Below are 25,054 nucleotides of genomic sequence, written 5' to 3' on the forward strand. Positions count from 1 at the left end.
ATTTTTCTGCTTTCTGAACTTAACACCAAGAACCATGCTGCAATGCGGCAGGATACAAACGATTCTTTATCCGCTCGTAAGCTTCCTTCAAAACAGGACGTTTCGCACAAAGAGAAATACGAATATATCGGTTACCATTGCTTCCAAATATAAAGCCAGGAGTGATAAATACTCTAGCCTTTTGCAATATATAATCCGTCAACTTTTCTCCGTTTTCCCATTTTTCTCCTATTTTCCCCCACAAGAACATTCCACTGCTATTTTGATCATAAGTCGCTCCCAATAAATCTAAAATCTCTCCTGCCAATAATTTACGGGCTTTATATTCCTCATTCAAAGCCGTATACCAACCAGCATCCAACGATAAAGCTTTCACTGCTGCCAATTGCATAGGCCGGAACATACCGGAATCCATATTACTTTTTACTTTTAACACATTGGCAATAACTTCCGCTTCACCCGCAATCATGCCAATCCGCCAACCAGCCATATTATGGGCTTTACTCAAAGAATTCAACTCAATACAACATTCTTTCGCCCGAGAAACACTCAAAATACTGAGATGCTCTTCGTTGAGGATAAAACTGTAGGGATTATCATTACAAATCAAAATCTTATGCTTTAAACCAAATTCTACTAACCGACGATATAAGGCTTCCGTAGCCCGGGCTCCTGTTGGCATATTCGGATAATTAACCCACATCATTTTTACACCAGTCAAGTCCATTGCTTCTAAAGCTTCAAAATCAGGCATCCAATTGTTTTCTTCCTTCAAATCAAAGGGAATAATTTCAGCCTCCGTTAATAAGGAAGCAGAAGAATAAGTAGGATACCCTGGATTAGGCACCAATACTTTGTCCCCTTTGTCTAAAAAAGCCAGTGACAATAATAAAATTCCTTCTTTCGATCCGGCTAAAGGCTGTATTTCTTTTTCAGGGTCCAGTTCTACACCGTAATATTTTTGATACCATTCTGCAAAAGCCCTTCGCAATTCCGGGATACCTTTGTAACTCTGATAAGCATGATTCTCAGGATTTTCGGCTCCATGTATTAACGTGTGAATTACTTCATAAGCCGGTGCCATGTCAGGTGATCCTATCCCCAAACTGATCACTTTTTCTCCAAGCCGATTCATTTCATCTATTTCGCGGAGCTTACGTGAAAAATAGTATTCACTCACACTATTCGTTCTATTTGCTGGTTGAATAATCATATTTTTAAGTTATTATAATTTACAATTCTGATCTTTCTCATTCGTTATAACTTTTATATTCTCCCATAATTTTTACATCTTCCATCAAAGGCTGTACAGCATTCATGGCTTCTCGATAACGATTATATTCTTCAAATTTAAGGTCCACATAGAAAAAATACTGCCACTCCTTCCCCGGAATGGGTAAAGACTGAATTTTTGTCAGATTCAGATCATAAAAAGAAAAGATAGATAAAATCTGAGAAAGCCTTCCTTTGACATGAGGAATAGTAAAGCAAATCGATGATTTATCGATATCTCTTTTCTCTACATTCAACTTATCATCTAAAATTAAAAAACGGGTAAAATTCTGTTTATGAGTTTCTATACTTTCCTGAAGAATCTCCAGGCCAAACAACTCTGCCGCTAAACCGGAAGCGATGGCGCCAACATGCATTTGCCGCTTAGTTGCGATATCAGCAGCACTTTTAGCCGTATCTTCCGATTCGATCAAACGGATATGAGGATATTCCTGAAAAAAACTTCGTGTTTGGGCAATAGCCATATAATGGGAATGAACTTCACGAATATCTTCTATTTTCTGCCCCGGCAAAGCCATAAGATTTTGCTTAATGCGTAAAAATACCTCCCCTTTTATTTGTTTTCCGTATTTGTGTAAAAGTGAATAATTAGGTAACAGTCCCCCTGAAACCGTATTTTCAATAGCCATAACAGCTCCATCCGCCGTTTTCTGTTCCAAGCTGACAAACAAATCTTCAAAGCTCAGGCATTCTACCACCTCGATCTCTTCTCCGTAATATAAACGGGCAGCCTGTTCGTGAAAACATCCGTGTACCCCTTGAATCGCAATCTTCTTTTTCATTTATTTCTTGTTTAGTGTGTATCTAAAATAAAAACCCCCAGCTTAAGCCGGGGGTCATATTAAATCTTTTTATTCAAGTCCAAGACAAATATACGCCTACCGGCTACTTTTCATACAATAAAAGTAGAAATGAAAATAATAACCGTTGCTAAATCGAAATTGTCCCATCTTGTGTCAATAAAAAAGCCCTGATTTTTCAGGGCTCCGTTTTATCTTATTTATAAAATTTACATACCAAAGCCCTTTACTTCTTGCTAAAAAAGTAATAATAGTAAAAATAATAGGCAACAGAAAAAGGCTTCATCTTACAGTTTTTTGTATTGGTTGCAAAAGTAAAAACATTTTCTTTAACTCCAAAACATTCCCTCTTTTTTTCCGTTTTATTTTTACCTTTGTCGGAGTAAACACACAAAAATAATTTCATGTCAGAAAATAAAACTTTATATCTTTTAGATGCATATGCACTCATATACAGATCTTATTATGCCTTTATCCATAACCCTCGTATCACAACGACTGGCATAAATACATCAGCAACTTTTGGTTTTTGCAATTTTTTACTGGAATTACTGGAACTTGAAAAACCGACCCATATCGCAGTTGTATTCGATCCGGAAGGTCCGACGTTCCGTCACGAAATGTATGCCCCTTATAAAGCCCAACGTCCAAAGATGCCCGAAGATTTACGAAAATCCATTCCTTACATCAAAGACATTATTAAAGGTTTAGGTATAAAATGTATTGAAATTCCTGGATTCGAAGCCGACGATGTCATTGGAACCATTGCCCGCAAAGCAGAAAAATCCGGATATACCGTATACATGATCACTCCAGACAAAGACTATGCCCAATTAGTCAGTGAAAAAATATTTATGTACAAGCCCGGACGTTCCGGGAATAAATCGGAAGTATGGGGCATTCCGGAAGTATTGGATCATTTCGGAATTGAAAAGATCAGTCAGGTTGTCGATATTTTAGGATTAATGGGTGACGCAGCAGACAATGTTCCCGGCTGCTCAGGAATCGGTCCCAAAAGTGCAGCAACTCTGGTATACAAATATGGAGATATTGACGGTATATATGCCCATATTGACGAATTAAAAGGGAAACAGAAAGAAAACCTTCTCGCTTGCCAGCCGACCGTACACCTGTCCCGGACTTTAGTAACCATAAATGCGGATGTTCCCACCGAATATATGGCAGACGACTTAACCAAGGAGCATATTAATATAAAAACCCTGGAACCGATTTTCAAAGAATTGGAATTATTTTCCCTTTCCAGAAGATTAATAGAAACGGATAAGGAAGAAGAGAAAACAGAACATTTATGCGACGTAAAAGTAAAATATTCAGATCGTAGCAAAGACATTGAAAATTTAATCCAAGAATTGGAAAAAGTAAGGGAATACGTCTTTCATTCTGTTTTTATTTCTGGCACAATCTATAGTTCTTATCCTACCTGGATCTGTTTTTCCACAGAAAATCACCGGGTAGATTTTATCAAACTCCCGGACGCTAAAGAAGAAGCGGAAAAAACAATTCAGTTATTCCGGTCTCTTCTCGAAAATCCGGAAAAAACGTTGATTTCTCCAGATGTAAAAGACGATATCATCTGGCTGAAAAGGGCAGGTATTTCATTAAAAAATTCGATTTTTGATATAAAAATCGCCCATTATGTCTTACATCCGGATATGTCACATGAATTGACGCGTATTGCTTTACAATACCTCCATTACACTTTATCTGAACCTCAAAAAACAAATCGTCAGCTTTCTCTTTTTTTCGAGGATGAAGCTCAGGAAGATTATGACTTTGCTGAGAAAGCCGATGTGTTATTCCGATTAAAAGCAGCATTGAATGCAGCGCTTATGGAAACAGGATTAATCCGGCTTTTCAACGATATAGAAATGCCTTTGGTATTTGTACTGGCAGATATGGAATACGAAGGGGTTTCTATCGATACGGAAGAATTACAACGTATTTCGGAAGGATTAAAAATCCGGATAGAAGAGTTAGAAAGAGAAATCTATGCTATTGCCGGTCATCCCTTCAATATCGGTTCTCCGAAACAATTGGGAGAAGTACTTTTCGACGAAATGAATGTCGACGGCGGAAATAAAAAGACAAAAACCGGACAATACAGCACCTCTGAACAAGTATTGGCGAAACTGGAAAATGAACATCCGATTGTCAGCAAAATTCTCGATTACCGGGGATTAAAAAAATTATTAAGTACTTATGCAGAAGCTCTACCTACTTATATTGATGCTGATACCGGCAAAATTCATACCCACTTCAATCAGGCAGAAGCTGCCACTGGCAGACTTAGCAGTTTGAACCCGAACCTTCAAAATATTCCCATCCGGACAGAAGAAGGAAGGGAAATACGCAAAGCTTTTATTACAGGTGATGATCACTATCTGTTTTTCTCCGCCGATTACTCTCAAGTAGAATTGCGTCTCATGGCCCACCTCAGCCAAACCCCACAATTGATAGAGGCATTCCGGCATGGGGAAGATGTACATACAGCCACTGCGGCAAAGATATATCATATTCCCATGGGAGAAGTTACTTCAGAAATGAGACGAAGAGCCAAAACAGCAAATTTTGGAATTATATACGGAATTTCAGCTTGGGGACTGGCAGAAAGACTCCATATCAGCCGGAAAGAAGGGAAGGAACTCATAGAAGGTTATTTCGAACTTTATCCCGGAGTAAAAAAATATATGGAAGAATCTGTAGAAAAAGCCCGGAAAAAACAATACGTGGAAACAATTATGGGAAGACGGCGTTACCTTCGGGATATAAACTCCAGAAACGCGGTGATCCGGGGTATGGCAGAGAGAAATGCGATCAATGCTCCTATCCAAGGCTCCGCTGCTGACATCATTAAGATGGCAATGATTTGTATCCACAAACAATTAGAGGAAAGAAAAATGAAATCTAAAATGATTCTTCAGGTACATGATGAATTGAATTTTAAATGCCATAAAGAAGAGCAAGAAGCATTACGGCAATTGGTTACGGAATGCATGGAAAATGTAGTCAAACTTTCTGTACCTTTAACTGTCAGTACCGGATTTGGGGAAAATTGGTACGAAGCCCATTAAAGATAATGTCTATTTATTTATATTCAAGTTAAATGCAGGCCCCCGACACCAATTTTATTTATACAGAAACAACTGGAGACAAAAGTAATCCTTGCTTTATTGCTGGTGAGGAAAGGCAAGATTCGGTTATCTATATTCCGCTCAAGAGCTTCAATCCGATCCTGCCCTTGAATAAACCGGGACATATTGCAGGCAGCCTGATATATACGCTGGTTTTTCTCATTATTTTTGCTTTTTTACGCATACGAAGCAAAGGCCTGTTCTCGCTTATGCTGAGCGTTCTGATCAAAAGAAAAAAATATGAATTGATTTTAAATGAAGGTATTCCTTCTAACTTAGGATATTATATTCTGGCTTTATTCCTTTCTTTTTCTATACTCGCTACCGGAATCGCATATTTTTCTTTTCATGCTTTCTATCTCAAACCTATTATTTACATATTCTGTTTTTTAATACTTTATCATATCTGCACGCTCTGTACGGTCCGCTTATTGGCTTGGACATTCAATATCCGTAACGTAAAGGAAGAAGTAATTGTAAATATCTGGACTTATAATATTTTGATCGGGTTATTCCTTTCTCCACTCGTATTATCGCTTTTTTTCGTCAAGTTATTTGCTCTTCCCTTACTGGCAAAAATTATTACAATCTGTTTAGTAATGTTTTATCTTGTTAAATTAATACGGTGGTTTGAAATATTATTCACTTATAGAGTTTCAATTTTGTATATGATTTTGTACCTTTGTGCCCTCGAAGTAATACCCTTACTTATTTTATATAAGTATGTGGCATTGTAATAAGTGAGTATTAATATTTAAAACTTACAACGTTGAAGATCAAAAAGGTACTTGTTTCACAACCTAAGCCGGCAACAGAAAAATCTCCTTATTTTGATTTAGCAGAAAAATACAATCTGAAATTGGAATTCAGACCCTTTATAAAGGTAGAAGGGGTAACGGTTAAAGAGTTCAGGCAGGAGAAAGTCAATATTCTGGACCACACCGCTATCATTTTTACGAGTCGTACTGCTATTGATCATTTTTTCAGGATTTGTGGAGAATTAAGGGTTACGGTTCCAGACACAATGAAATATTTCTGTATATCTGAAGCGACAGCATTCTATTTACAAAAATATATTGTTTACCGGAAAAGGAAGATTTTTTACGGGGATAAGAAAGTCGATGATATGACGAAGATTCTGTTAAAGCATAAAACAGAAAATTTTTTAGTGCCTCTATCAGACATTCACAAAGAAAATATTCCCGCACTTTTGGATCAATTACACTTGAAATATACAAAAGCAATTTTGTATAAAACAGTGGCCAGCGATTTAAGCGATATCCAAAATCTGAAAGAATATGATATTATTGCTTTCTATACACCTTCCGGAATAAAGTCTCTTTTTCAAAATTTTCCGGATTTTGTACAGGATACCACTATTATTGCAGCTTTCGGTCCCGCAACAGCAGAAGCCGTAGAAGAAGCCGGATTACGGCTGGACATACAGGCTCCTACAGCGAAATGTCCTTCTATGACAATGGCTATAGAAGAATTCATTAAAAAGTATAATAAAGACAATAAAGTTAAATAGAGGTCTTTTTACGCAGATCGGATATAAATAATTTCCAATTAAAACAAAAGAGGTCGTCCAAAAATCAGTCTCTTTGTGAGAAAGTTCTTTTCGGAAACAGACGGGTAAGTAAGCAGAGAAACAAAGCTGAAGTTCCGGATCAATTTCAACTTATCCAACTGAAGTTTTACGCCTGAAACGAGAAAAGTTATTGTTTTTACACAAAAACCTTTTTTGGACCTCCTCTCTCCTATTATGAACACATTTTGTAAATCTGAACGTCTCTGTAACAAAAATTTATTTGAAGAATTAGTCCATTCAGATTTTAGTTTTGTCAAATTTCCTTTCCGGGTCCTTGTCAAGAAATCCTCTCTCCAAGGAGAATATCCAGCAAGGATGGGTATTAGCGTCAGCAAAAAAAAATTTAAGCGGGCTGTAAAAAGAAACCGGCTTAAGCGCTTGACCCGGGAAGCTTATCGCATGCATAAATCAGAACTTTACAAAGATAGTCAAGGTTATGAAACCTTAGATATTCTTTTCATTTATATAGATAACACCGTACTCGAATACAGCAAAATAGAAAAAGCCATTCAATCGGCAATACAAAAAATTATTATCCATTTTTATCGTGTCCCGGAATAACTATAAAATATCTCATCCTTCTTTTCTCGTTTTTCTTAAACGTTGTGTTATTTTTATGCTTTTATTACCTATCCGGTTCTATCAGTATTGCATTTCTCCTTTAAAACCTCCCACTTGCCGCTATACTCCTACCTGTTCGCAATATGCCATCGAAGCGATTCGGAAACACGGCCCACTGAAAGGATTAGGCTTAGCCTTGAAACGTATTCTTTCCTGTCATCCCTGGGGCGGCAGTGGATATGATCCCGTTCCTTAACCGTGAAAAGTGAAAAAAACTTCTTTAAAAGATTAAAAGACATCCATTATAATGAATAATAATTTTCAACTTTCCTGAGAAAAGTGTACTTTCGCTTAATTAATAGAGAATTTACAATTGTAATTTATTGGTAATGAAAACAAAAAAAATCCTAATTATTATTTTTGGGATACTCACCCTCGGGTTGGGAATTGTTGCTCTCAAAAGTGATGACCGTAACTTTGAAATCAGCAAGCAACTCAATATTTATGCAACGTTGTTCCGGGACATCAACATGCTTTATGTAGATGAAATTAAACCTGAGGATCTGGTCACTGAAAGTATCAATGCCATGCTTAATTCATTGGACCCCTATACGATCTATTATCCTGAGTCTCAAACAGAAGATGTAAAACTGATGACGACAGGGGAATATGCAGGAATTGGCGCTGTTATCAGCAAAAGAGGAGAGGGAATCATTATCCGGGAACCCTACAAAGATTCGCCCGCAGATAAAGCCGGGCTCCTGCCAGGGGATATTATTATATCGATAGATGGAAAAACGATAAAAGGCAAGACGAGTTCTGAAGTAAGTGAATTATTGAGAGGGCAACCGGGAAAAGAAATTTTAATCAAAGTGAAAAGAGAGGGATTTGAAAAACCGCTGGAGAAAAAAGCCATACGGGAAAAAATACAATTGCCAAGCGTCCCCTATTACGGATTAATAACCGACAGTATCGGTTATATTTATCTAAACAGTTTTACAGATAAAGCGGCAACAGACGTCCGTAAAGCCATTATCGATCTCAAAAATCAAGGTGCTCAATCTCTCGTTTTTGATTTAAGAGGAAATTCGGGCGGGTTATTAGAACAAGCCGTAGAAATTAGTAATTTTTTCCTACCTAAAGGATCCAAAATATTAGCTACAAAAGGGAAAGTAAAACAATGGGATAAAGAGTATATTGCCACAAAGAACCCCATCGTACCGGATATGCCTCTCGCAGTCTTAATCGACCGGGGCACTGCTTCTGCTGCAGAAATCGTTTCAGGAGCTTTTCAGGATTATGACCGGGGCGTCCTTATCGGAGAACGCTCTTTTGGAAAAGGTTTAGTACAAACCGTAAGAGATTTAGCTTACAACACCAAAGCAAAAATTACAACAGCCAAGTATTATATTCCGAGTGGACGTTGCATTCAAGCATTGGATTATTCTCATAGAAATCCTGACGGTAGTGTAGGCAAAGTACCGGATTCTTTGATCACAGCCTATTCGACAAAAGGAGGACGTACAGTTTATGATGGAGGAGGAATCAGTCCGGATATCCAAATCGAAGCCGAAAATTATGCACGTATCACCCAAGAGTTAGTCCTCAGAGATTTGTGTTTTGATTTTGTGAATTCTTACGCACTCCAAAATCCGGAAATTTCTTCTATTCCGAACTTCGTCATTACAGATGACATTTATTCTCAATTTAAAAACTATTTAAAAGAAAGAAATTTTTCTTATGAAACAGAATCTCAGCGGACATTAGAAAAATTGATTAAAATAGCAAAAGCTGAAAAATATTACGATACCGCTAAAAATCAATTGGATAGTCTTCAAAAGGATTTTACTCATTCCATCGATCGGGACATGGAAGTATTTAAAAAAGAGATCTCTTCCTTTCTGGCAGAACAATTTATGCAACGCTATTATTACTTAGGCGGAATCATTGAATACAAAGTGTTACACGATAAGGAAGTAAAAAAAGCAGTGGAAATTTTAGAAAATCCTGCGGAATACCAAAAATTGCTAAAGAAATAAAGCTAGGATTATAGCTAAAGTAAATAGCTTCACAAATTATTTTCCCGATAATCAAAGACTTAAAAGCTCAAAAGACAAATGATCTTTTGAGCTTTTACAATAATTTATCAAGGCCTTAGAAAAATACTTTTAGGATATTGATTTTTTATTAAAATATATTTATTTACGTTTGTTTTTGTGCTAATGAATCCCCAAATTCGTGGGTTCAGAATAATTTAACCCCTATTATATGAAAAAGTTTTTCCTCTTTTTAGCAATCTGTTTTAGTTTACCAACAGTTGCACAAGAAATTAAACCCGATGAATCTTTATATGGCACAGCTTTTTGGGAAGCCGATACTTTAGGAAATCACAGAGCTATAGTGCGCTTAGACAGCCCTACAGAGACAGCAAAAATTTATTTGCCCTGGAGACGAAGAGACAAAGATCCGGAACAAAAAGGATTAATTATTGTAGATGCGCAAACAGGCAAACAAATCGTAAATTTTTACAGAAAAGAGGTCAACCGTGAATTTGGTATTTTATTTTTCCAACCTCAAACTGTCCCGGGAAACTATTATATTTATTATTTACCGTATCATTCTTCCGGCGGACCTTATCCGAAAGTATTTTACACCCGTGAGCAAACGATTCCGGATGTTCGTTGGCTAGCACAAGCCCAGACACAAGAAACAACGGCTCCGGAAGCCAGCTTGATCGGATTTCAATCCCGAGGTTCATTTAATAGTTTCTATCCCATGGAAATTATTGCTACAGCAAAGGAAAAAGCCGCATTACTTCAAGACCATCCGGATAAAAAATACCTGCTATTTGCAGAAGACCGGCTGCATCCGATAAAAATGTTTCAGGATATACCATATCGTTGGGTTACAAAAGGCGCAGGACATCCTTTTTTCGCCGAAGCAGATCAAAATGAATACTTTGTATTTCAAATTGGCTTGTGGGCCGTAGGAGAAGACATAAAAAATATAAAAGTAGAATTCAATGACCTGGCCGGTACAAAAGATACCATTCCTTTAAGCGCTTTCACTTGTTTCAACACAGCAGGAAAAGACTGGTTGCAACGCCCCATGCAAATCGCTTATCACATTCCTCAACATCAAATCAGACCGCTATGGATTGGCATCCAAATACCTGCAGGCATTCAAATGGGATTATACAAAGGAGAGGTCACTGTTTCCGGCGATAATGTAGAACCTCAGACTTTGGATTTAAATCTTTCAATAAGCGACAGAATACTGACAGACAAAGGCGATAGCGATATTTATCGTTTATCACGCTTGCGCTGGTTAAATTCGGACATCGCTTTTGACGACGATATTGTAAAACCGTTTACACCACTTTCCCTTTCAGGAAATACCATCGCCTGTTTAGGACGATCAGTTTCTCTGAATTCATTTGGCTTACCGGCTTCTATCCAGAGCTATTTTACTGATGAAGTAACAGAAATCGGGGAATCCCCCACAGAAATAATCCAGGCTCCTTTCCGCTTTGTCATCGAACAAAACAAAAAAAATCTGCCTTGGGAAAATAAATCTTTTCAATTCACTCAAAAAGAAAAAGGGAAGATCAGTTGGGAATCAATCAATAAAGCAGGAAATTTCGATGTTCGCTGTGAAGCATCAATGGAATTTGACGGATTTATGGAGTATAAAATTACGCTTAAAGCCCTTGCCAATACAGCAGTAAATGATATTCGGCTGGAAATACCCATGAATGGTTCTGTTGCAACCTATTGGTTGGGAATGGGAGAAAAAGGCTCCCGTATACCTAAAGAATACAATTGGAAATGGAATATTCAAAAAAACCAGGAAGGATTTTGGATCGGTACAGTCAATGCAGGATTACATTGTGTATTCAGAGATGAAAATTACGTTCGTCCCCTGAACACTAATTTTTATCATTCTAAGCCTCTCATTATTCCGGAATGTTGGAATAATAAAGGAAAAGGAGGTATCAAATTCAGCCGGAAAGGCAAAGATATGCTTATTAAAACCTATAGTGGATCCCGCACACTAAAAGCCGGAGAAGAACTGACTTTTATTTTTAAGACCTCTGTCACTCCTTTTAAACCCATAGATACAGAAAAACAATGGACAGATCGTTATTTACATAGTTATGAACCGATTGACAACGTTGTTGCCCAAGGGGCAAATACGATAAATATTCATCACGGGACGCCCATCAATCCTCATATAAATTATCCATTTTTCCGGCCGGATTTCATGAAAGCGTATATAGACGAAGCCCATTCAAAAGGATGTAAAGTAAAAATTTATTATACAGTGCGGGAGTTAGCAAACCGGGCTCCGGAATTATGGGCGCTTCGCTCTTTGGGACATGAAATCTTCTCTGCAGGCAAAGGAAATGGATTTTCCTGGTTGCAAGAGCATTTGGAAGAAGATTATATAGCCGCCTGGTTTGTTGAAAAATACACCGATGCCGCGATTGTAAATTCAGGGGTTTCCCGTTGGCATAATTTTTATGTAGAAGGCTTGAATTGGTTAGTCCAGAACATCGGTATAGATGGTCTGTATATCGATGACCTGGCCTTCGATCGGACCACCATGAAGCGTATCCGGAAAGTTTTAAATGCCGGTTGTTCTGCTCCGCGTATCGATTTGCATTCTGCCAATCAATTTAACGAAAAAGACGGTTATATCAATAGTGCCTGCCTTTATATGGAACATATGCCTTATTTGGACCGCCTTTGGTTAGGCGAATATTTTGATTATAATGCGGGTCCCGATTACTGGTTAACAGAAGTTTCCGGAATTCCTTACGGACTGATGGGGGAAATGCTTCAGGACTGCGGAAATCCTTGGAGAGGAATGTTATATGGTATGACCTCCCGGCTTCACTGGGAAGGATGCGAGGTCGCCCAATACCTTTGGAAAGCATGGGATGAATTCGGCATAAAAGACAGTCGGATGATTGGTTACTGGTCTTCCCATACCCCCGTTAAAACCAATCATAAAGATGTCCTGACAACTTGTTACGTACGGAAGGCGAAAACGTTGATTGCTATCGCCAGCTGGGCTGAAAAAGATACAACTGTGAACTTGGATATAGATTGGGATCAACTCGGGCTTTCCCCGGAAAAAGTAAGGTTATACGCTCCGGAAATACCCCTATTTCAAGAAGCAAAAGAATTTGATCCCTTACAACCGATTAAAATAGAGAAAGGCAAAGGCTACCTTTTAATTTTAGAATAACTAAAACCTGAAAAGAGAGAACAAAATACGACATGCGAATTTTCAACATAGAAAATGTCTGTAAAGCCCGTTAGAAAGGTGAAATTCAAACTTTTAAAATAAAATCTTATGTACCGTTCATTTTTTCTTTTTATTTCCCTCTTTCTGATCCTACAAACACAAGGTCAGGAATGGAAAAAACTTTTAAAAATAGCTGATAATCAGCAAGATTTAGCAAAATACGATGTAGTCAACTTACTAGACAGCACGGGAGTATGTGTATCCGACCAAGGATCCGGCTCTTTTACGATCCACCGGATTGTAAAAATCCAAACTCCCGCCGGAGCTCTGAAACACAGGATTATCAAATATGATTACGATCCTCTTACGGCTTTTGCAGAATTTCAAAAAGTGAAAATATATAAAGCAAATGGAAGTACAAAAGACATCGATGTAAAAACAGCCTGTGATTATGCTGCTCCGGCACGAGCTATTTATTGGGGCGCCCGTCAAATTATGATAGAAATCGGACGTTTGGAACCGGGTGATGTGGTCGATTATGAAATTGCTAAAAAAGGGTTTACCTATGCTCTACTTGCTTCTGACGAAAATGAGGATCGCTTTGTTCCCCCTATGCGCGGGCAATTTTACGATATCGTTCCTTTCTGGAGTAACGATCCTACCCTAACCAAGATATACCAAGTATCCATTCCCAAAGAAAAAGATATGCAGTATCAATTCTATCAGGGGGAATGTGCTTCTTCTCTGCGTTTTGAAGGAAATAAAAAAGTTTATACCTTCTGCATGTACGACCTACGACCTTTTGAAAAAGAACCCAATATGGTCGATTTATTTGATGTTGCTCCTAAACTAATGATGTCGACAACCCCCAATTGGGAAGCTAAATCCAAATGGTTTTACCAAGTCAATGAAGACTACGGCAGCTTCGAACCAACTCCGGAGGCACAGAAAAAAGTAGACGAACTGATTAAAGGTTGTAAAACAGAAATGGAAAAAATTTCTGTATTGACACACTGGGTGGCAGACAATATGCGTTATTCTGGTATTTCCATGGGGAAAGGAGAAGGTTACACCCTGCATAATACAAAAATGAATTTTACAGACCGATGTGGAGTTTGCAAAGATAAAGCTGCTCTTTTAATTTCTATGCTCCGTATGGCAGGTTTTGAAGCTTATCCGGCGATGACAATGGCCGGTTCAAGAGTTGAATCTATTCCTGCCGATCATTTTAACCACAGTGTAGCGGTCGTAAAGTTATCCAATGGAAATTATATGCCCTTAGACCCCACTTGGGTTCCTTTTCTACGGGAATTATGGTCCAGTGCTGAACAACAACAGAATTACCTTCCCGGTATACCTGAGGGATCCGACCTACTTTTAACCCCCGTTTCCGCTCCCGAAAATCATTACTTTAAGATAAATGCTCAAACCAGTCTTAGCCCCGACGGTACTTTAAACGGGAAATTTATTGTAGAAGCAGAAGGACAATCTGACGGTAGCATAAGGCGTATTTTTACCAGCGGTTTCATGAACGATTGGAAAAATGCCCTGGAAAAAGAATTGTTAGCCGTTTCTCCACGGGCCCGCCTTTTAAGCGTTGATTACGGCAAAGACCCTAAAAATTATACGGCCGCTCCGATCAAAATCGAAATGAAATTCAGTATTCCAAATTATGCGATAAGCGGCAAAAATCTTTTAATATTCAAGCCACTGGTTATGAATAATTTATATAACAGAGCCCGTTCTTATCTCCGCATCAACACAACTATAAAAGAAAGGAAACAAGGATTTAAAGACGCCTGTTCCCGTTTAGTCTTGTTGGAAGAAACCATTCAGCTTCCGGCAGGTTACCGTATGAGTGGAGAAAACAGAAGGGATGAGTATAACAGTAAAGTAGCAGATTTCGCCGGTTCCCTCAAACAGGAAAACAACCGTCTTAAACTGAATCAAAAACTAACTCTAAAAAAGAGGGTTTATGAAGCTGAAGATTGGCAAGACTTTCGCACAGCTGTAAATTTACACAAATCTTACGGGACACAACTTATTGTTTTAGAAAAAAACCAGAAATAAATGTTCCCAAAAAGTATTAATGATTAAATGAAAATATAAAAACGATGAAACAGATTAAATATATCTTTTTCCTGCTAATCGGCACGCTCTACGCTATCAGTAACGGGTATGCACAATCGGAAGCAGATTTTATCAGATTGGTAAAAGAATTTACTTATAAACCCAATGGAGAATTCGAATTTCATTACAATAAAATTCTAAAACTGAAGACACATAAAGCATTCAACAGTCTTTATGGAGAAACTTTCGTTGTATACAATCCCGATTTTCAAGAATTAAAAATCAATGAAAGTTATACCCGACAAGCAGATGGGACCCTTATTCAAGCTCCCCAAAATGCTTTTAATGAGGTTTTACCTTCCACTGCAGCAGATGCACCGGCTTACAATCATATAAAAGAAATGGTTATTACTCATACCGGCTTGGAATTGGGGGCAACGATCTACCTAGATTATACTCTATCTAGTAAACCCAGCTTTTTAAGTACACCCGATATAGACGAAGTTTTACAAGAACTAAGTCCTGTAAAAGAATATGTTCTCATCGTCAATATTCCTGAAAACCAAGAATTGCATTATACTTTGTCTGCCAGTAAAGTAAAACCAGAAATTACCGTAAAAGAGGGTATGAAAAGCTATCGTTGGAAATTGAAAAATATTCCTGCTGCTATAAGTGAACCTTACCAAAGTTCGAATAAATATGATGTACCCCGTCTGACAGCTTGTACATATACTTCTGTTAATCAGGCTCTCTCCCTGTTTCAGAAAAATTTAGTCCTTCCCATTGATCCAAAAATCAAAGAATTTACCCGGCAACTGGTTCAAAACGCTGCTACGGAGAAAGATAAATTAATAGCTGTTTACGAATATATTACTAAAAATATTTCCACTATAGGACTCACTCCGGAAAATTTGGCCTATACTTCCCGTCCTCCTTTTGAAGTATTAGAAAGTGCATACGGTACAAAAACAGAAAAAGCAGACTTATTTATAGCTATGTTAAAGAGTATAGATTTAAAGCCTGCCTATGTAATTGTTTACCCGGAGACCCTGAAAGATAAAATAAAAGGAATAAAGCCTAGACAAGACATTTTTGTAAAAGTAGAAACGGATAGTCAACCTTATTTCTTATCCCCGGATCAACAGAATACAACTTCCTTAGAAGCCATTGCTTCACACAAAGAAGTGTGGGTTGTTCGTGAAGATCAAATCCAAAATATTACGCCCAGTAATCCGGCAAAAATGACTTTTAACTGCGATGCTGATATTCATTTTACCGACGAAGGTGTACATACCTCTGCCAGCATTACTACTTCAGGAAACACGCTGAACGATCTGATGCCCGCTTTTTCTAAACAGTATAAGTCGACGCTTACCCGTAATTTCGGAACATTAATTAACTCCGAAATCCTTCATTCAGATCCGAATCAGATGGAAATAAAATTCTCCTCCCAAAATACACTTCAGCAAGCGGGGGATTATCTTTTGTATAATTTACCTGTTCTTCCAACTGGTATACACTCTTGGCAATTAAATATGTTGAATAGCGACCGAAAAACTGCACTGGAATTACCATATCTCCTGGAAGAAAATTATGAATATACTATACATCTCCCTGAAAACAAGGATTTAAAAAATAAAAATATAGAAATTCACTTAAAAAATAAAGCCGGTTCGGTGGACATTTCTCTAAAGCAAGAAAATAAAACAGTAAAAATTAAAAAGAATCTTATACTCTCTAAAAGGGTTTATCAGCCTTCTTCACAAGAATACGGTCAACTGAGAGAATTAATTACCTCCTGGCTCTCGAATGGTACTGAGGATTTAATAATTCGTTAGATTTCTCTATATCAGATATTTCCGGAACATATTTTAAACAATATGTTCCGGTTTTTATTCAGCACTGGAATGAAAATAATCATAAACAATTCGGGCTTTAGCCATACCTATTGCTGCTATTAATTCCGCCAGACTTGCAGTTTTTATATTTTCAACTGATTTAAAATGTACTATTAACTGCCTTTCACTTTTAACACCTATACCTTTTATTTCATTTAATACACTTTTAGTAAGGGGTTTTTCCCGTAATTGCCGATGAAAAGTAATCCCAAAACGATGAGCTTCATCCCGAATATGCATTAACGTTTTCAAAGAAACAGAATTTTTAGCCAATAAATAAGGATCTTTATCTCCTGGATAAAATACCTCTTCCATTCGTTTGGCTAAACCAATTATAGGAATTTTTCCATATAGATTTAATTTTTTTAAACTATTCACAGCAGAATGCAACTGTCCTTTTCCTCCATCAATAATAATCAAATCCGGTAATTCTTTTCCTTCATCCAAAACCCGTGAATATCTCCTGAAAATTATTTCCTCCATGGAAGCAAAATCATCCGGTCCGGTAACTGTTTTCACGTGAAACTTTCTGTATTCCCGCTTCGCCGGTTTTCCATCGATAAAGACCACACAAGAAGCAACAGGATTTGTACCCTGTGTATTTGAATTATCAAAACATTCCATTCGATGCGGAAGAGTGGGTAATTTTAACTCGGTTTTTATCGTTTTTAATAAATTAAATTTTGAATCCTCCTTTACGATAGCTCTCTGTCTGTCTTTATCCAATTTAAAATAGGCTACGTTTCTTTCCGACAACTCCAACAATTGTTTTTTATCCCCAATTTTTGGAATAACGTATTGTATACCAGTTAATTGTACATCCGGATAAAAGGGTACAATTATTTCTTTGGAATGACTATTCACCAATTGTCGGATTTCTAAAATTGCAAAAGAAAGTAAAGCTTCTTTTTCCTCTTCTACTTTCTTTTCTAAAGCAATTGTATGAACTTGATTTACAGCTCCGTGAATAATTCTTAAATAATTAACATAAGCATAATGATCGTCTTCTAAATAAGAAAATACATCTATATTATTTAAAGTAGAACTTACAATAGTTGATTTTGCCTGATAATTTTTCAAAGCAACTAATGCCTCTTTCATTTCATTAGCTTTCTCAAACTGTAATTCTGTAGCAAATTCATTCATTTTATTCGTCATCATTTCGATGACTAAAGCCACATTTCCTTTTAAAATATTTCGGATATGTACTATATATTCATCATATTCCTTTTCCGGTATCCCTCCCACACAAGGACCTAAGCAATTGCCAATATGATATTCCAAACATACCCTGAATTTACGAGCTAAAATTGCAGAAGCTGTCAAGGGGAGGTTACAAGTACGCAATTTATATAAATTATTAATTAAAGTCATCAACGTATTGGCAAAGCGGGCCGATGTATAAGGTCCAAAATATTCTGAACCATCTCTTATTACTCGTCTTGTCGTGAAAACCTTTGGGAAAGGTTCTTTTTTTATGCAAATCCATGGATAGCTTTTGTCATCTTTTAAAAGGATATTATAGCGGGGCTTATATTTCTTGATTAAATTATTTTCTAATAGAAGTGCATCTTGTTCTGTCTCTACTACAATATATCGTAAATCAGCTATATTTCGGACCAGTAAACGGGTTTTATTGGATTGATTTGTTTGATTCAAATAAGATACTACTCTGTTTTTCAGATTTTTAGCCTTACCTATGTAAATAATATTACCCAATGAATCAAAATATTGATACACTCCAGGAAGATTTGGAAGTTTACTTATTTTTTCCCGTAAAATATCATCATATAAAGCCATAGACTTAACTTTATAAATTCCAATTTTCTTTTTCGCGGATAAATGAAAATTGACTGTAATCAAACAATCCCTGTTCTCCTATTTTCAACTCAGGAATGACAATTAAAGACATAAAAGCTAAAGTCATAAAAGGAGAGCTTAAAGTAACGCCGTTCTTTGACAGCTCCCGATTTAATTCTTTGTAATTCCTTATCACCTTATCCGCTGTCTGATCGCTCATGATACCTGCTACTGGCAATGGCAATGAAAATAAACCTCTCTCATTTTTCACCACCAAGCCTCCTTTCAATCTTATAATTTCGTTTATACATTCCATTAAATCCTCATCTGTGCATCCTATCGCCAGAATATTATGAGAATCATGAGAGATACTGCTCCCGAAAGCTCCTTCTTTCAATCCTACTCCCTTTATAAAAGCTATTTGTGGTTTCCCGTTTCGGTATCGGTTTATATACACTATTTTCAAAATATCATTTTGTGTATCCGCTTCAAAATTAATTTTATCATTTTGATTCTTTATAACTCTTTTTTCTGTCCATAAGCTTCCGTCTGATACTTGAATAACCGGCATATCTCCTTTATTCAACGTATACTGAATCTCTTTTTTTGACAGATACTCATGACAAAAACGATTCAGTACAAAATAATCCTGTTTTCTATTTTCTGTCCCTTTTAATTCAGAATTTTTAAAATTATATTTTTCTATTCCATTAATATATGTAGCTATAATCTGAAAATTTTTTAAATCCTTTACTATTACAAAATCAGCCGTATCATTTTCTTTTAAACTACCTATCGATAAATGATAATGTTTTATAGTATTTACAGAAGCTGCTTTTAAAACATCAAATAAATCATAGCCTTTTTCAATAGCCATTCGCACTATTCTATCAATATGTCCTTTCTCTTTTATTTCATCGGGATGTGCATCATCCGTACAAAACATTATTTGCTGAGGATATAATCTTATTAAAGGGTGTAAAGCTTCGAAATTTTTGGCCGCGCTTCCTTCCCGTATCATAATTTTCATTCCTCTTTCTATTTTTTCTACAGCTTCTTCTAAAGTAGTGCACTCATGATCGGTAGTAATGCCGGCAGCAATATAATTTTTTAAATCTTCTCCTCTCACTCCCGGAGCATGACCATCTATTTTCAAATGATTTTCTTTTGCAATTTCTAATTTTCTCTTTACTTCTTTATCTCCTTTTAATACTCCGGGAACATCCATCATTTCGGACAGGGCAACAAATGTCTTTGTTTTGACTAATTTTTCTACTCCTTCTGCACTTATAATTCCTCCTGCCGCATCAAACGGAGTGGCAGGGACACAAGAAGGAATACTAAAAAACATTTTGACATCCGCCTCTTCCGCATTTTTTCTCATGAACTCTATTCCTTCCTCTCCCAAAACATTTGCGATCTCATGGGGATCATTTACAATGCCTACTGTACCTTTTGTCACTATTAACCGTGAAAATTCTTTCGGCAATAACATAGAACTTTCAATATGTACATGCGCATCTATAAAAGGCGGACAAATATAACAATCGTATGTTTGTTTGTTCCGAACAATTTTCTCTATTTTTCCTTCTTCTGATATTAAAATTTCACCTGGATAAATTTCCCGATTATAAACGTCGACAATATTTCCTTCTACCTTTCTCATCTTTTTATTCTAATTTGTATATGGAGAAAACTGTATGTTCCACGTGAAACAATTAATTATTTACCTTCCTTTAATCCATTCAAAATTATCTTCCCATTAAAATCAAAAGTACATTAATATCTGCAGGAGAAACTCCACTTATACGGGAAGCCTGACCAATTGTACGAGGTTGAATTTTGGAAAGTTTTTGCCGGGCTTCAATAGACAAATTAGTCAATTCCTCATAATTAAATTTTTCACTAATTACTAAATTTTCAAGACGGGATAGTTTGTCCGCTATCATTCTTTCCCGATCAATATAGCCGGCATACTTTATCAAAATTTCTGCCGACTCGATTATTTCTGAACGAATTGAATGCTCTTCAATAAAAGCCTGAAGAGGAGAAAAAATTGCAACCAATTGTGTAAGAAATACTTGAGGCCTTCCAACGATATCAATCAGCTTTACACTTTGTTTTAAAGGAGCCGAACCGACAAAAAGAAGAAAATCATTAATATTTTCCGGTCTCACACTAAAATTACGAATAAAATCAACTAATTTATCCCGCTTTTCTATTTTATCTAAATAAATATTATGTCTGTTTTTATCTACCAATCCCAAAATAACTCCTTTAGGGGTCAAACGGGAATCTGCATTATCTTGACGCAACAAAATACGGAATTCGGCCCGGGAGGTAAACATTCGATAAGGTTCATCTACTCCTTTAGTCACCAAATCATCAATTAAAACTCCGATATAAGCTTCATCCCTTTGCAAAATAAAATCCTGCTGCGAGTGCAAAGACAGATGTGCATTAATTCCAGCTATCAAACCTTGGGCTGCAGCTTCTTCATAACCAGTCGTACCGTTAATTTGCCCGGCAAAATAAAGCCCATGAACACGTTTCGTCTCCAAACTATGATATAATTGAGTAGGAGGAAAATAATCGTATTCAATTGCATAACCAGGACGAAATATCCTGACATTTTCAAAACCTTCTACTAAACGAAGCCCTTTTAATTGAATATCCCAAGGCAAAGAAGAAGAAAAGCCATTTAAATAATATTCGATCGTAGACTCCCCTTCCGGTTCTAAAAATAAATGATGACTCGTACGATCAGCAAAAGTAAAAAGTTTGGTTTCTATACTGGGACAATAGCGAGGCCCAATACTCTGAATGGTCCCATTGAATAAAGGACTATCCGCAAAACCTTCTTTTAAAGCCTCATGTACTTTTTCATTAGTATAAGCAATATAACAGGATCGTTTTTGTAAAGAATTTTTATAATCTACATGTATATAAGAAAACCGATGAAAATCTTCCTCCCCTTTTTGTTCTGTCAATTTAGAAAAATCCACGCTACGACCATCAATTCGCACGGGAGTACCCGTCTTCATTCGCCCCACTTCAAACCCTAATTCTTTTAATTGAGCAGATAAACCGAAAGAAGCCGGTTCCCCAATTCTACCTCCAGAAAAACGAATCCTGCCAACATGCATCAATCCATTCAAAAAAGTCCCATTCGTCAATATAACGCGAGGAGCTCTAAATTCAACCCCCAAGGAAGTATATACTCCTTCTATTTTTCCATCTTTTAATAAAAGACGAACAACATCATCTTGCCATAAATCCAGTAAAGAAGTATTTTCTAAAGTAGAACGCCAATTAAAAGAAAATCTCATTCTATCACATTGTGCACGAGGACTCCACATAGCGGGACCTTTAGAACTGTTCAACATTCTAAACTGGATCGAACTCTGATCAGTAATCACACCCGTCTGACCTCCCAATGCATCTATTTCCCTAACTATCTGTCCTTTAGCGACACCACCTATGGCGGGATTACAAGACATTTGAGCAACTTTATTCATATCCAATGTGATAAGTAAAGTTCTCGATCCTAAATTTGCAGCTGCACAGGCAGCTTCACAACCTGCATGCCCTGCTCCGACAACTATAATATCATACTTGGGTAATAAATTTGTCATTTCGGATGGTTTTAAGTAATTCTAAGCAAAGATTTTCATTTTCCCGCATTTCGGTACTATCAAGTTCTGTTTTGTCCTTAAAACCGATCAAATGAAGTACAGAATGACAAAACACACGATGAAATTCGTCAATAAAAAGAGTATTAAATTGGAGAGAATTGGAGAGAACAGTATCCAAGCTTATAAAAATATCTCCGGAAAGAAACCCGTCTTGACAATAGTCAAAAGTAATCACATCTGTATAATAATCGTGATTTAAATATGTTTGATTAATATTTAAAATATAAGAATCATTACAAAAAATAAAAGACAAAGAACCTATTTTTCTGGAATAATACCGGGCAATACTATCTAACCATTCATTCAATAAATCCTCAGAAAAAAAATCAGGATATGCAATTCCTTCATTATAAAACAACACTTCTCTCATAAAAGTGAGTTTATAAATCAAATATCAAAGTCACTTTAGCCCCATTTTTTTCAAAAATGAGTTCATCAGATAAGGTTTTCATTATATAAAGGCCCCGACCTGCATCTTTCAATATATTATCAGGCAGTGTCGGATCCGGAATATGATTATAATCAAATCCTTGACCCTCATCTTCAATCGAAACATGAAATTTATTATTTTCCTCCCAAGCTTCCAAACAAACTTGTTTACTCGCATCCAATTTATTCCCAGATAAAATAGCATTATTTACCGCTTCAATAATAGACAAACTGATTTTGCCAAAAAGATCAGGAGGTAAACTGAAAGTCTCCGAAAAACTTTCAATAAAATTTTCCACTTTTATAATATTTCCAACTTCAGAGGAAATTGATAAAACTGCTTTATTCATCACCAAGCTTAATATAATAATTGTTATACATATTTTTAATCAGAAATTACACGCTATGACATATACTTTCATCTCTATTAGTTATCTATAAATAATCTATAGCCCATTCTACAGATTATTCCCCCATAAATACAAAACGAATTTTATACATTGATCTGTTATAAGAAATTCTCTTATTCTATTCGTATTATTCATGTAAATTGTTCTCAAACAAACACACAATATTCAAATAATTCTTTAAAAAATTACTGCATTCATTTACACAAATATTATCACTCATTTAAATATATAAAATATCTCTACACTATTAAAAACTTAAAATTTCTTTTCCAAAATGTTTTTATATAATATCCAATTCTTGATCCCTTAACAAAAATAAGAACGAAATTACTTTTCACAAATATACTTATTCTCTCCTATTTTTCCTAGATAGAAAAACTTACGAAAATGAAGCCAAGATTCAAGCGGAGCAACACAAATTATCTAAAATAGTCCTATTTCTTATGCTCAATTGTATTCGAATAAACTATTTCATTCTGTTTTTGAACCTCATTTTCTATCTAAAATCCATTCCTATTTTTATTTATTTATATCCATTAGAATCTTTAAAATAAAACATTTAAATAAGAATTTCTACAATAACGAAATTAGTAAATAATTTTGAATTACCAATTCTTAAAGTTTTACGGGAAATAATATTCATAAAAAGATATTTTCACTTTTCAATATTATTTCCCAAAATAAAGCTATTCATTAGTTCTTCTACTCCTATAAGGGATATCCAAAAAAAGAAATAATTATATAGTAATCTGATTGTTAAACAAATAAAATAAATTATTATTTGTTATGTAATTCTAGATTATTTCTATTCCTATTTCGAATTTATAGAATTATATAAATATTTTAAATCTTTCAAAACTTATTTTCAAAAATGTTTACTTAAAATCTAATTTCTTTGAACCCTATTTAACGGGCCAGCCAACTTTCAGGATCTAACTTATCCATATTTTTCCACACTTGGAAATTTAATACGCTTCCATTGTCTTGATCGTAAGCTATTTTTCCAATTATTTGTTTCGTAGTTACCTTTTGTCCTTTTTTCACTACTACATCTGCCAAATTAGAATACACAGTAAAATAATTTCCGTGTTGAACAATAATGACGTTATTAAAACCAGGCATAAATAAGATTTCCGAAACCACTCCATTGAAAACGGTACGGATATCCGCATTTTTCAAAGTAGAAATACTTATTCCATTATTTATCATTTCCACTCTCTTATAGATAGGATGCACATTTACACCAAATTTTTCAGAAATAACTCCTTGATTAACGGGCCAAGGTAATTTACCTTTATTCTTGGCAAAATCTTCCGACACCAATTTTTCTTCCGGGGTCATCTTATAAGCAGAGGTCAAACTACCTGATTTCTTGGCTTGAGAAGCAATCAGTTTATCTAGTTCTTTCGCTAAACGATTTCTGTTTTTCTGTTCGCTTTGAAGTTTACGGACAATATCCTTTTCTTTCTTTTGAAGTTCCTGAACAAGTTGTTTTTCATTTCGCTGCTGAGCTAATAAATCAGCATTTTTTATGTCGATTTCTTTCAAAGCTTCATTTTTTTGATTCACATATTCTTTTAATTGTATATTCTGTATATACAAAGAATCGTTAATCTGAGAAATTTGAATCAATTGCCGCTTGGAATAAGATTGAATTTGTTCAAAATATTTATATCGGTTATAGGCTTGATTAAAATCAGAAGAAGAAAAAATAAACATTAACTTATTTATGTTATCCTTTTTTTTCCAAAGTCCATAGATAAGCTTACTATATAAATCCAGCATCGACTCACGCTTATGGGTTAACTCTGTCAAGCGAATCTCATTTTCCTTAATTTGTTCTTCAAAATAAAAAACTTCTTGCTTGAGAGAAGTGATTATTTTCCTACTTTGAATTATCTTTTGCTGAATAATATTCAGGCGTCCCAAGGAAATATGTTTATTATTTTTAGCTTCGTTTAATAATTTATTTAAATAAGCTATTTCTTTTTCACTCCGTTCTTTTTCCTTTTGAATGGATTGAATGGATTGGGCACAGACTGAATTTGTTAAAGAAAATAAGAATAGTATCAATATGAAAATAGGTTGAATTTTCATTTTTC

General features: G+C 35.8%; 17 protein-coding genes. 9 read left to right on the forward strand and 8 right to left on the reverse strand.

The features are described 5' to 3' along the window. Positions 1–19 precede the first annotated feature (19 nt). Both HMPREF9449_RS12135 and HMPREF9449_RS12140 read right to left on the reverse strand, forming a co-directional pair. Complete coding sequence (locus HMPREF9449_RS12135; protein WP_009137558.1) at positions 20–1,213, reverse strand: pyridoxal phosphate-dependent aminotransferase; 1,194 nt, start codon at positions 1,211–1,213, stop codon at positions 20–22. Between the two features lie 37 nt (positions 1,214–1,250). After that, on the reverse strand, positions 1,251–2,075 hold the full coding sequence (locus HMPREF9449_RS12140) for a prephenate dehydratase (RefSeq protein ID WP_009137559.1): 825 nt from the start codon (positions 2,073–2,075) through the stop codon (positions 1,251–1,253). A 422-nt stretch (positions 2,076–2,497) separates the two neighbouring features. Between HMPREF9449_RS12140 and polA the strand changes: the two genes are divergently transcribed. The 9 genes from polA (at position 2,498) to HMPREF9449_RS15960 (ending at position 16,558) form a co-directional block, all read left to right on the forward strand. Beyond that, entirely contained in the window at positions 2,498–5,185 is a 2,688-nt protein-coding gene (gene polA / locus HMPREF9449_RS12150; RefSeq protein ID WP_009137560.1) for a DNA polymerase I, read from the forward strand. Between the two features lie 32 nt (positions 5,186–5,217). Continuing rightward, positions 5,218–5,982, forward strand: a complete 765-nt coding sequence (locus HMPREF9449_RS12155) for a DUF4271 domain-containing protein (RefSeq protein WP_009137561.1) — start codon at positions 5,218–5,220, stop codon at positions 5,980–5,982. A gap of 32 nt (positions 5,983–6,014) precedes the next feature. After that, entirely contained in the window at positions 6,015–6,776 is a 762-nt protein-coding gene (locus HMPREF9449_RS12160; protein WP_009137562.1) for a uroporphyrinogen-III synthase, read from the forward strand. A 234-nt stretch (positions 6,777–7,010) separates the two neighbouring features. Continuing rightward, entirely contained in the window at positions 7,011–7,397 is a 387-nt protein-coding gene (rnpA, locus tag HMPREF9449_RS12165; protein WP_040611425.1) for a ribonuclease P protein component, read from the forward strand. 55 nt (positions 7,398–7,452) lie between these two features. Then, positions 7,453–7,653 carry a membrane protein insertion efficiency factor YidD gene (gene yidD, locus HMPREF9449_RS12170; protein ID WP_009137564.1) on the forward strand — a complete coding sequence of 67 codons (201 nt, stop codon included), beginning with the start codon at positions 7,453–7,455 and terminating at the stop codon, positions 7,651–7,653. A 133-nt stretch (positions 7,654–7,786) separates the two neighbouring features. Beyond that, entirely contained in the window at positions 7,787–9,436 is a 1,650-nt protein-coding gene (locus tag HMPREF9449_RS12175; protein ID WP_009137565.1) for a S41 family peptidase, read from the forward strand. Positions 9,437–9,665: 229 nt separating this feature from the next. Next, positions 9,666–12,650 (forward strand): glycoside hydrolase domain-containing protein, encoded by a 2,985-nt coding sequence (locus HMPREF9449_RS12180; RefSeq protein ID WP_009137566.1) that lies wholly within the window; start codon positions 9,666–9,668, stop codon positions 12,648–12,650. Between the two features lie 108 nt (positions 12,651–12,758). Next, the gene (locus HMPREF9449_RS12185) at positions 12,759–14,720 is read left to right on the forward strand and encodes a DUF3857 domain-containing protein (protein WP_009137567.1); all 1,962 of its coding nucleotides are present in this window, start codon (positions 12,759–12,761) and stop codon (positions 14,718–14,720) included. Positions 14,721–14,764: 44 nt separating this feature from the next. Continuing rightward, positions 14,765–16,558 (forward strand): DUF3857 domain-containing protein, encoded by a 1,794-nt coding sequence (locus HMPREF9449_RS15960; protein WP_009137568.1) that lies wholly within the window; start codon positions 14,765–14,767, stop codon positions 16,556–16,558. A 54-nt stretch (positions 16,559–16,612) separates the two neighbouring features. Here HMPREF9449_RS15960 and uvrC read toward each other — a convergent pair whose 3' ends face one another. From uvrC to HMPREF9449_RS12220, 6 genes are all read right to left on the reverse strand, one after another. Then, complete coding sequence (uvrC, locus tag HMPREF9449_RS12195) at positions 16,613–18,418, reverse strand: excinuclease ABC subunit UvrC (RefSeq protein ID WP_009137569.1); 1,806 nt, start codon at positions 18,416–18,418, stop codon at positions 16,613–16,615. Between the two features lie 10 nt (positions 18,419–18,428). Then, the gene (gene ade, locus HMPREF9449_RS12200) at positions 18,429–20,084 is read right to left on the reverse strand and encodes an adenine deaminase (RefSeq protein WP_009137570.1); all 1,656 of its coding nucleotides are present in this window, start codon (positions 20,082–20,084) and stop codon (positions 18,429–18,431) included. 85 nt (positions 20,085–20,169) lie between these two features. Next, positions 20,170–22,053, reverse strand: coding sequence for a tRNA uridine-5-carboxymethylaminomethyl(34) synthesis enzyme MnmG (mnmG, locus tag HMPREF9449_RS12205; protein WP_009137571.1), 1,884 nt, complete (start codon positions 22,051–22,053; stop codon positions 20,170–20,172). Next, the gene (gene ybeY, locus HMPREF9449_RS12210) at positions 22,028–22,483 is read right to left on the reverse strand and encodes an rRNA maturation RNase YbeY (RefSeq protein ID WP_009137572.1); all 456 of its coding nucleotides are present in this window, start codon (positions 22,481–22,483) and stop codon (positions 22,028–22,030) included. The genes mnmG and ybeY overlap by 26 nt, the downstream gene beginning before the upstream one ends. Before the next feature lie 10 nt (positions 22,484–22,493). Beyond that, positions 22,494–22,892, reverse strand: a complete 399-nt coding sequence (locus tag HMPREF9449_RS12215) for an ATP-binding protein (RefSeq protein ID WP_009137573.1) — start codon at positions 22,890–22,892, stop codon at positions 22,494–22,496. A 966-nt stretch (positions 22,893–23,858) separates the two neighbouring features. After that, a complete protein-coding gene (locus tag HMPREF9449_RS12220) occupies positions 23,859–25,049 on the reverse strand; it encodes a murein hydrolase activator EnvC family protein (RefSeq protein WP_009137574.1) in 1,191 nt (396 codons plus the stop codon). Positions 25,050–25,054: the final 5 nt, after the last annotated feature.

Origin of the sequence: Odoribacter laneus YIT 12061, assembly GCF_000243215.1 — a bacterium.
Lineage (GTDB): Bacteria > Bacteroidota > Bacteroidia > Bacteroidales > Marinifilaceae > Culturomica > Culturomica lanea.

Bases quoted from the DNA above. Each gene is read 5' to 3' on its own strand.
- HMPREF9449_RS12185 (WP_009137567.1), top strand. From the start codon at position 12,759: ATGTACCGTTCATTTTTTCTTTTTATTTCCCTCTTTCTGATCCTACAA.
- HMPREF9449_RS12175 (WP_009137565.1), top strand. From the start codon at position 7,787: ATGAAAACAAAAAAAATCCTAATTATTATTTTTGGGATACTCACCCTC.
- polA (WP_009137560.1), top strand. From the start codon at position 2,498: ATGTCAGAAAATAAAACTTTATATCTTTTAGATGCATATGCACTCATA.
- HMPREF9449_RS12215 (WP_009137573.1), bottom strand. From the start codon at position 22,892: ATGAATAAAGCAGTTTTATCAATTTCCTCTGAAGTTGGAAATATTATA.
- mnmG (WP_009137571.1), bottom strand. From the start codon at position 22,053: ATGACAAATTTATTACCCAAGTATGATATTATAGTTGTCGGAGCAGGG.
- ade (WP_009137570.1), bottom strand. From the start codon at position 20,084: ATGAGAAAGGTAGAAGGAAATATTGTCGACGTTTATAATCGGGAAATT.
- HMPREF9449_RS12220 (WP_009137574.1), bottom strand. From the start codon at position 25,049: ATGAAAATTCAACCTATTTTCATATTGATACTATTCTTATTTTCTTTA.
- HMPREF9449_RS12140 (WP_009137559.1), bottom strand. From the start codon at position 2,075: ATGAAAAAGAAGATTGCGATTCAAGGGGTACACGGATGTTTTCACGAA.
- rnpA (WP_040611425.1), top strand. From the start codon at position 7,011: ATGAACACATTTTGTAAATCTGAACGTCTCTGTAACAAAAATTTATTT.
- HMPREF9449_RS12155 (WP_009137561.1), top strand. From the start codon at position 5,218: ATGCAGGCCCCCGACACCAATTTTATTTATACAGAAACAACTGGAGAC.
- HMPREF9449_RS15960 (WP_009137568.1), top strand. From the start codon at position 14,765: ATGAAACAGATTAAATATATCTTTTTCCTGCTAATCGGCACGCTCTAC.
- ybeY (WP_009137572.1), bottom strand. From the start codon at position 22,483: ATGAGAGAAGTGTTGTTTTATAATGAAGGAATTGCATATCCTGATTTT.
- yidD (WP_009137564.1), top strand. From the start codon at position 7,453: ATGCTTTTATTACCTATCCGGTTCTATCAGTATTGCATTTCTCCTTTA.
- HMPREF9449_RS12180 (WP_009137566.1), top strand. From the start codon at position 9,666: ATGAAAAAGTTTTTCCTCTTTTTAGCAATCTGTTTTAGTTTACCAACA.
- uvrC (WP_009137569.1), bottom strand. From the start codon at position 18,418: ATGGCTTTATATGATGATATTTTACGGGAAAAAATAAGTAAACTTCCA.
- HMPREF9449_RS12135 (WP_009137558.1), bottom strand. From the start codon at position 1,213: ATGATTATTCAACCAGCAAATAGAACGAATAGTGTGAGTGAATACTAT.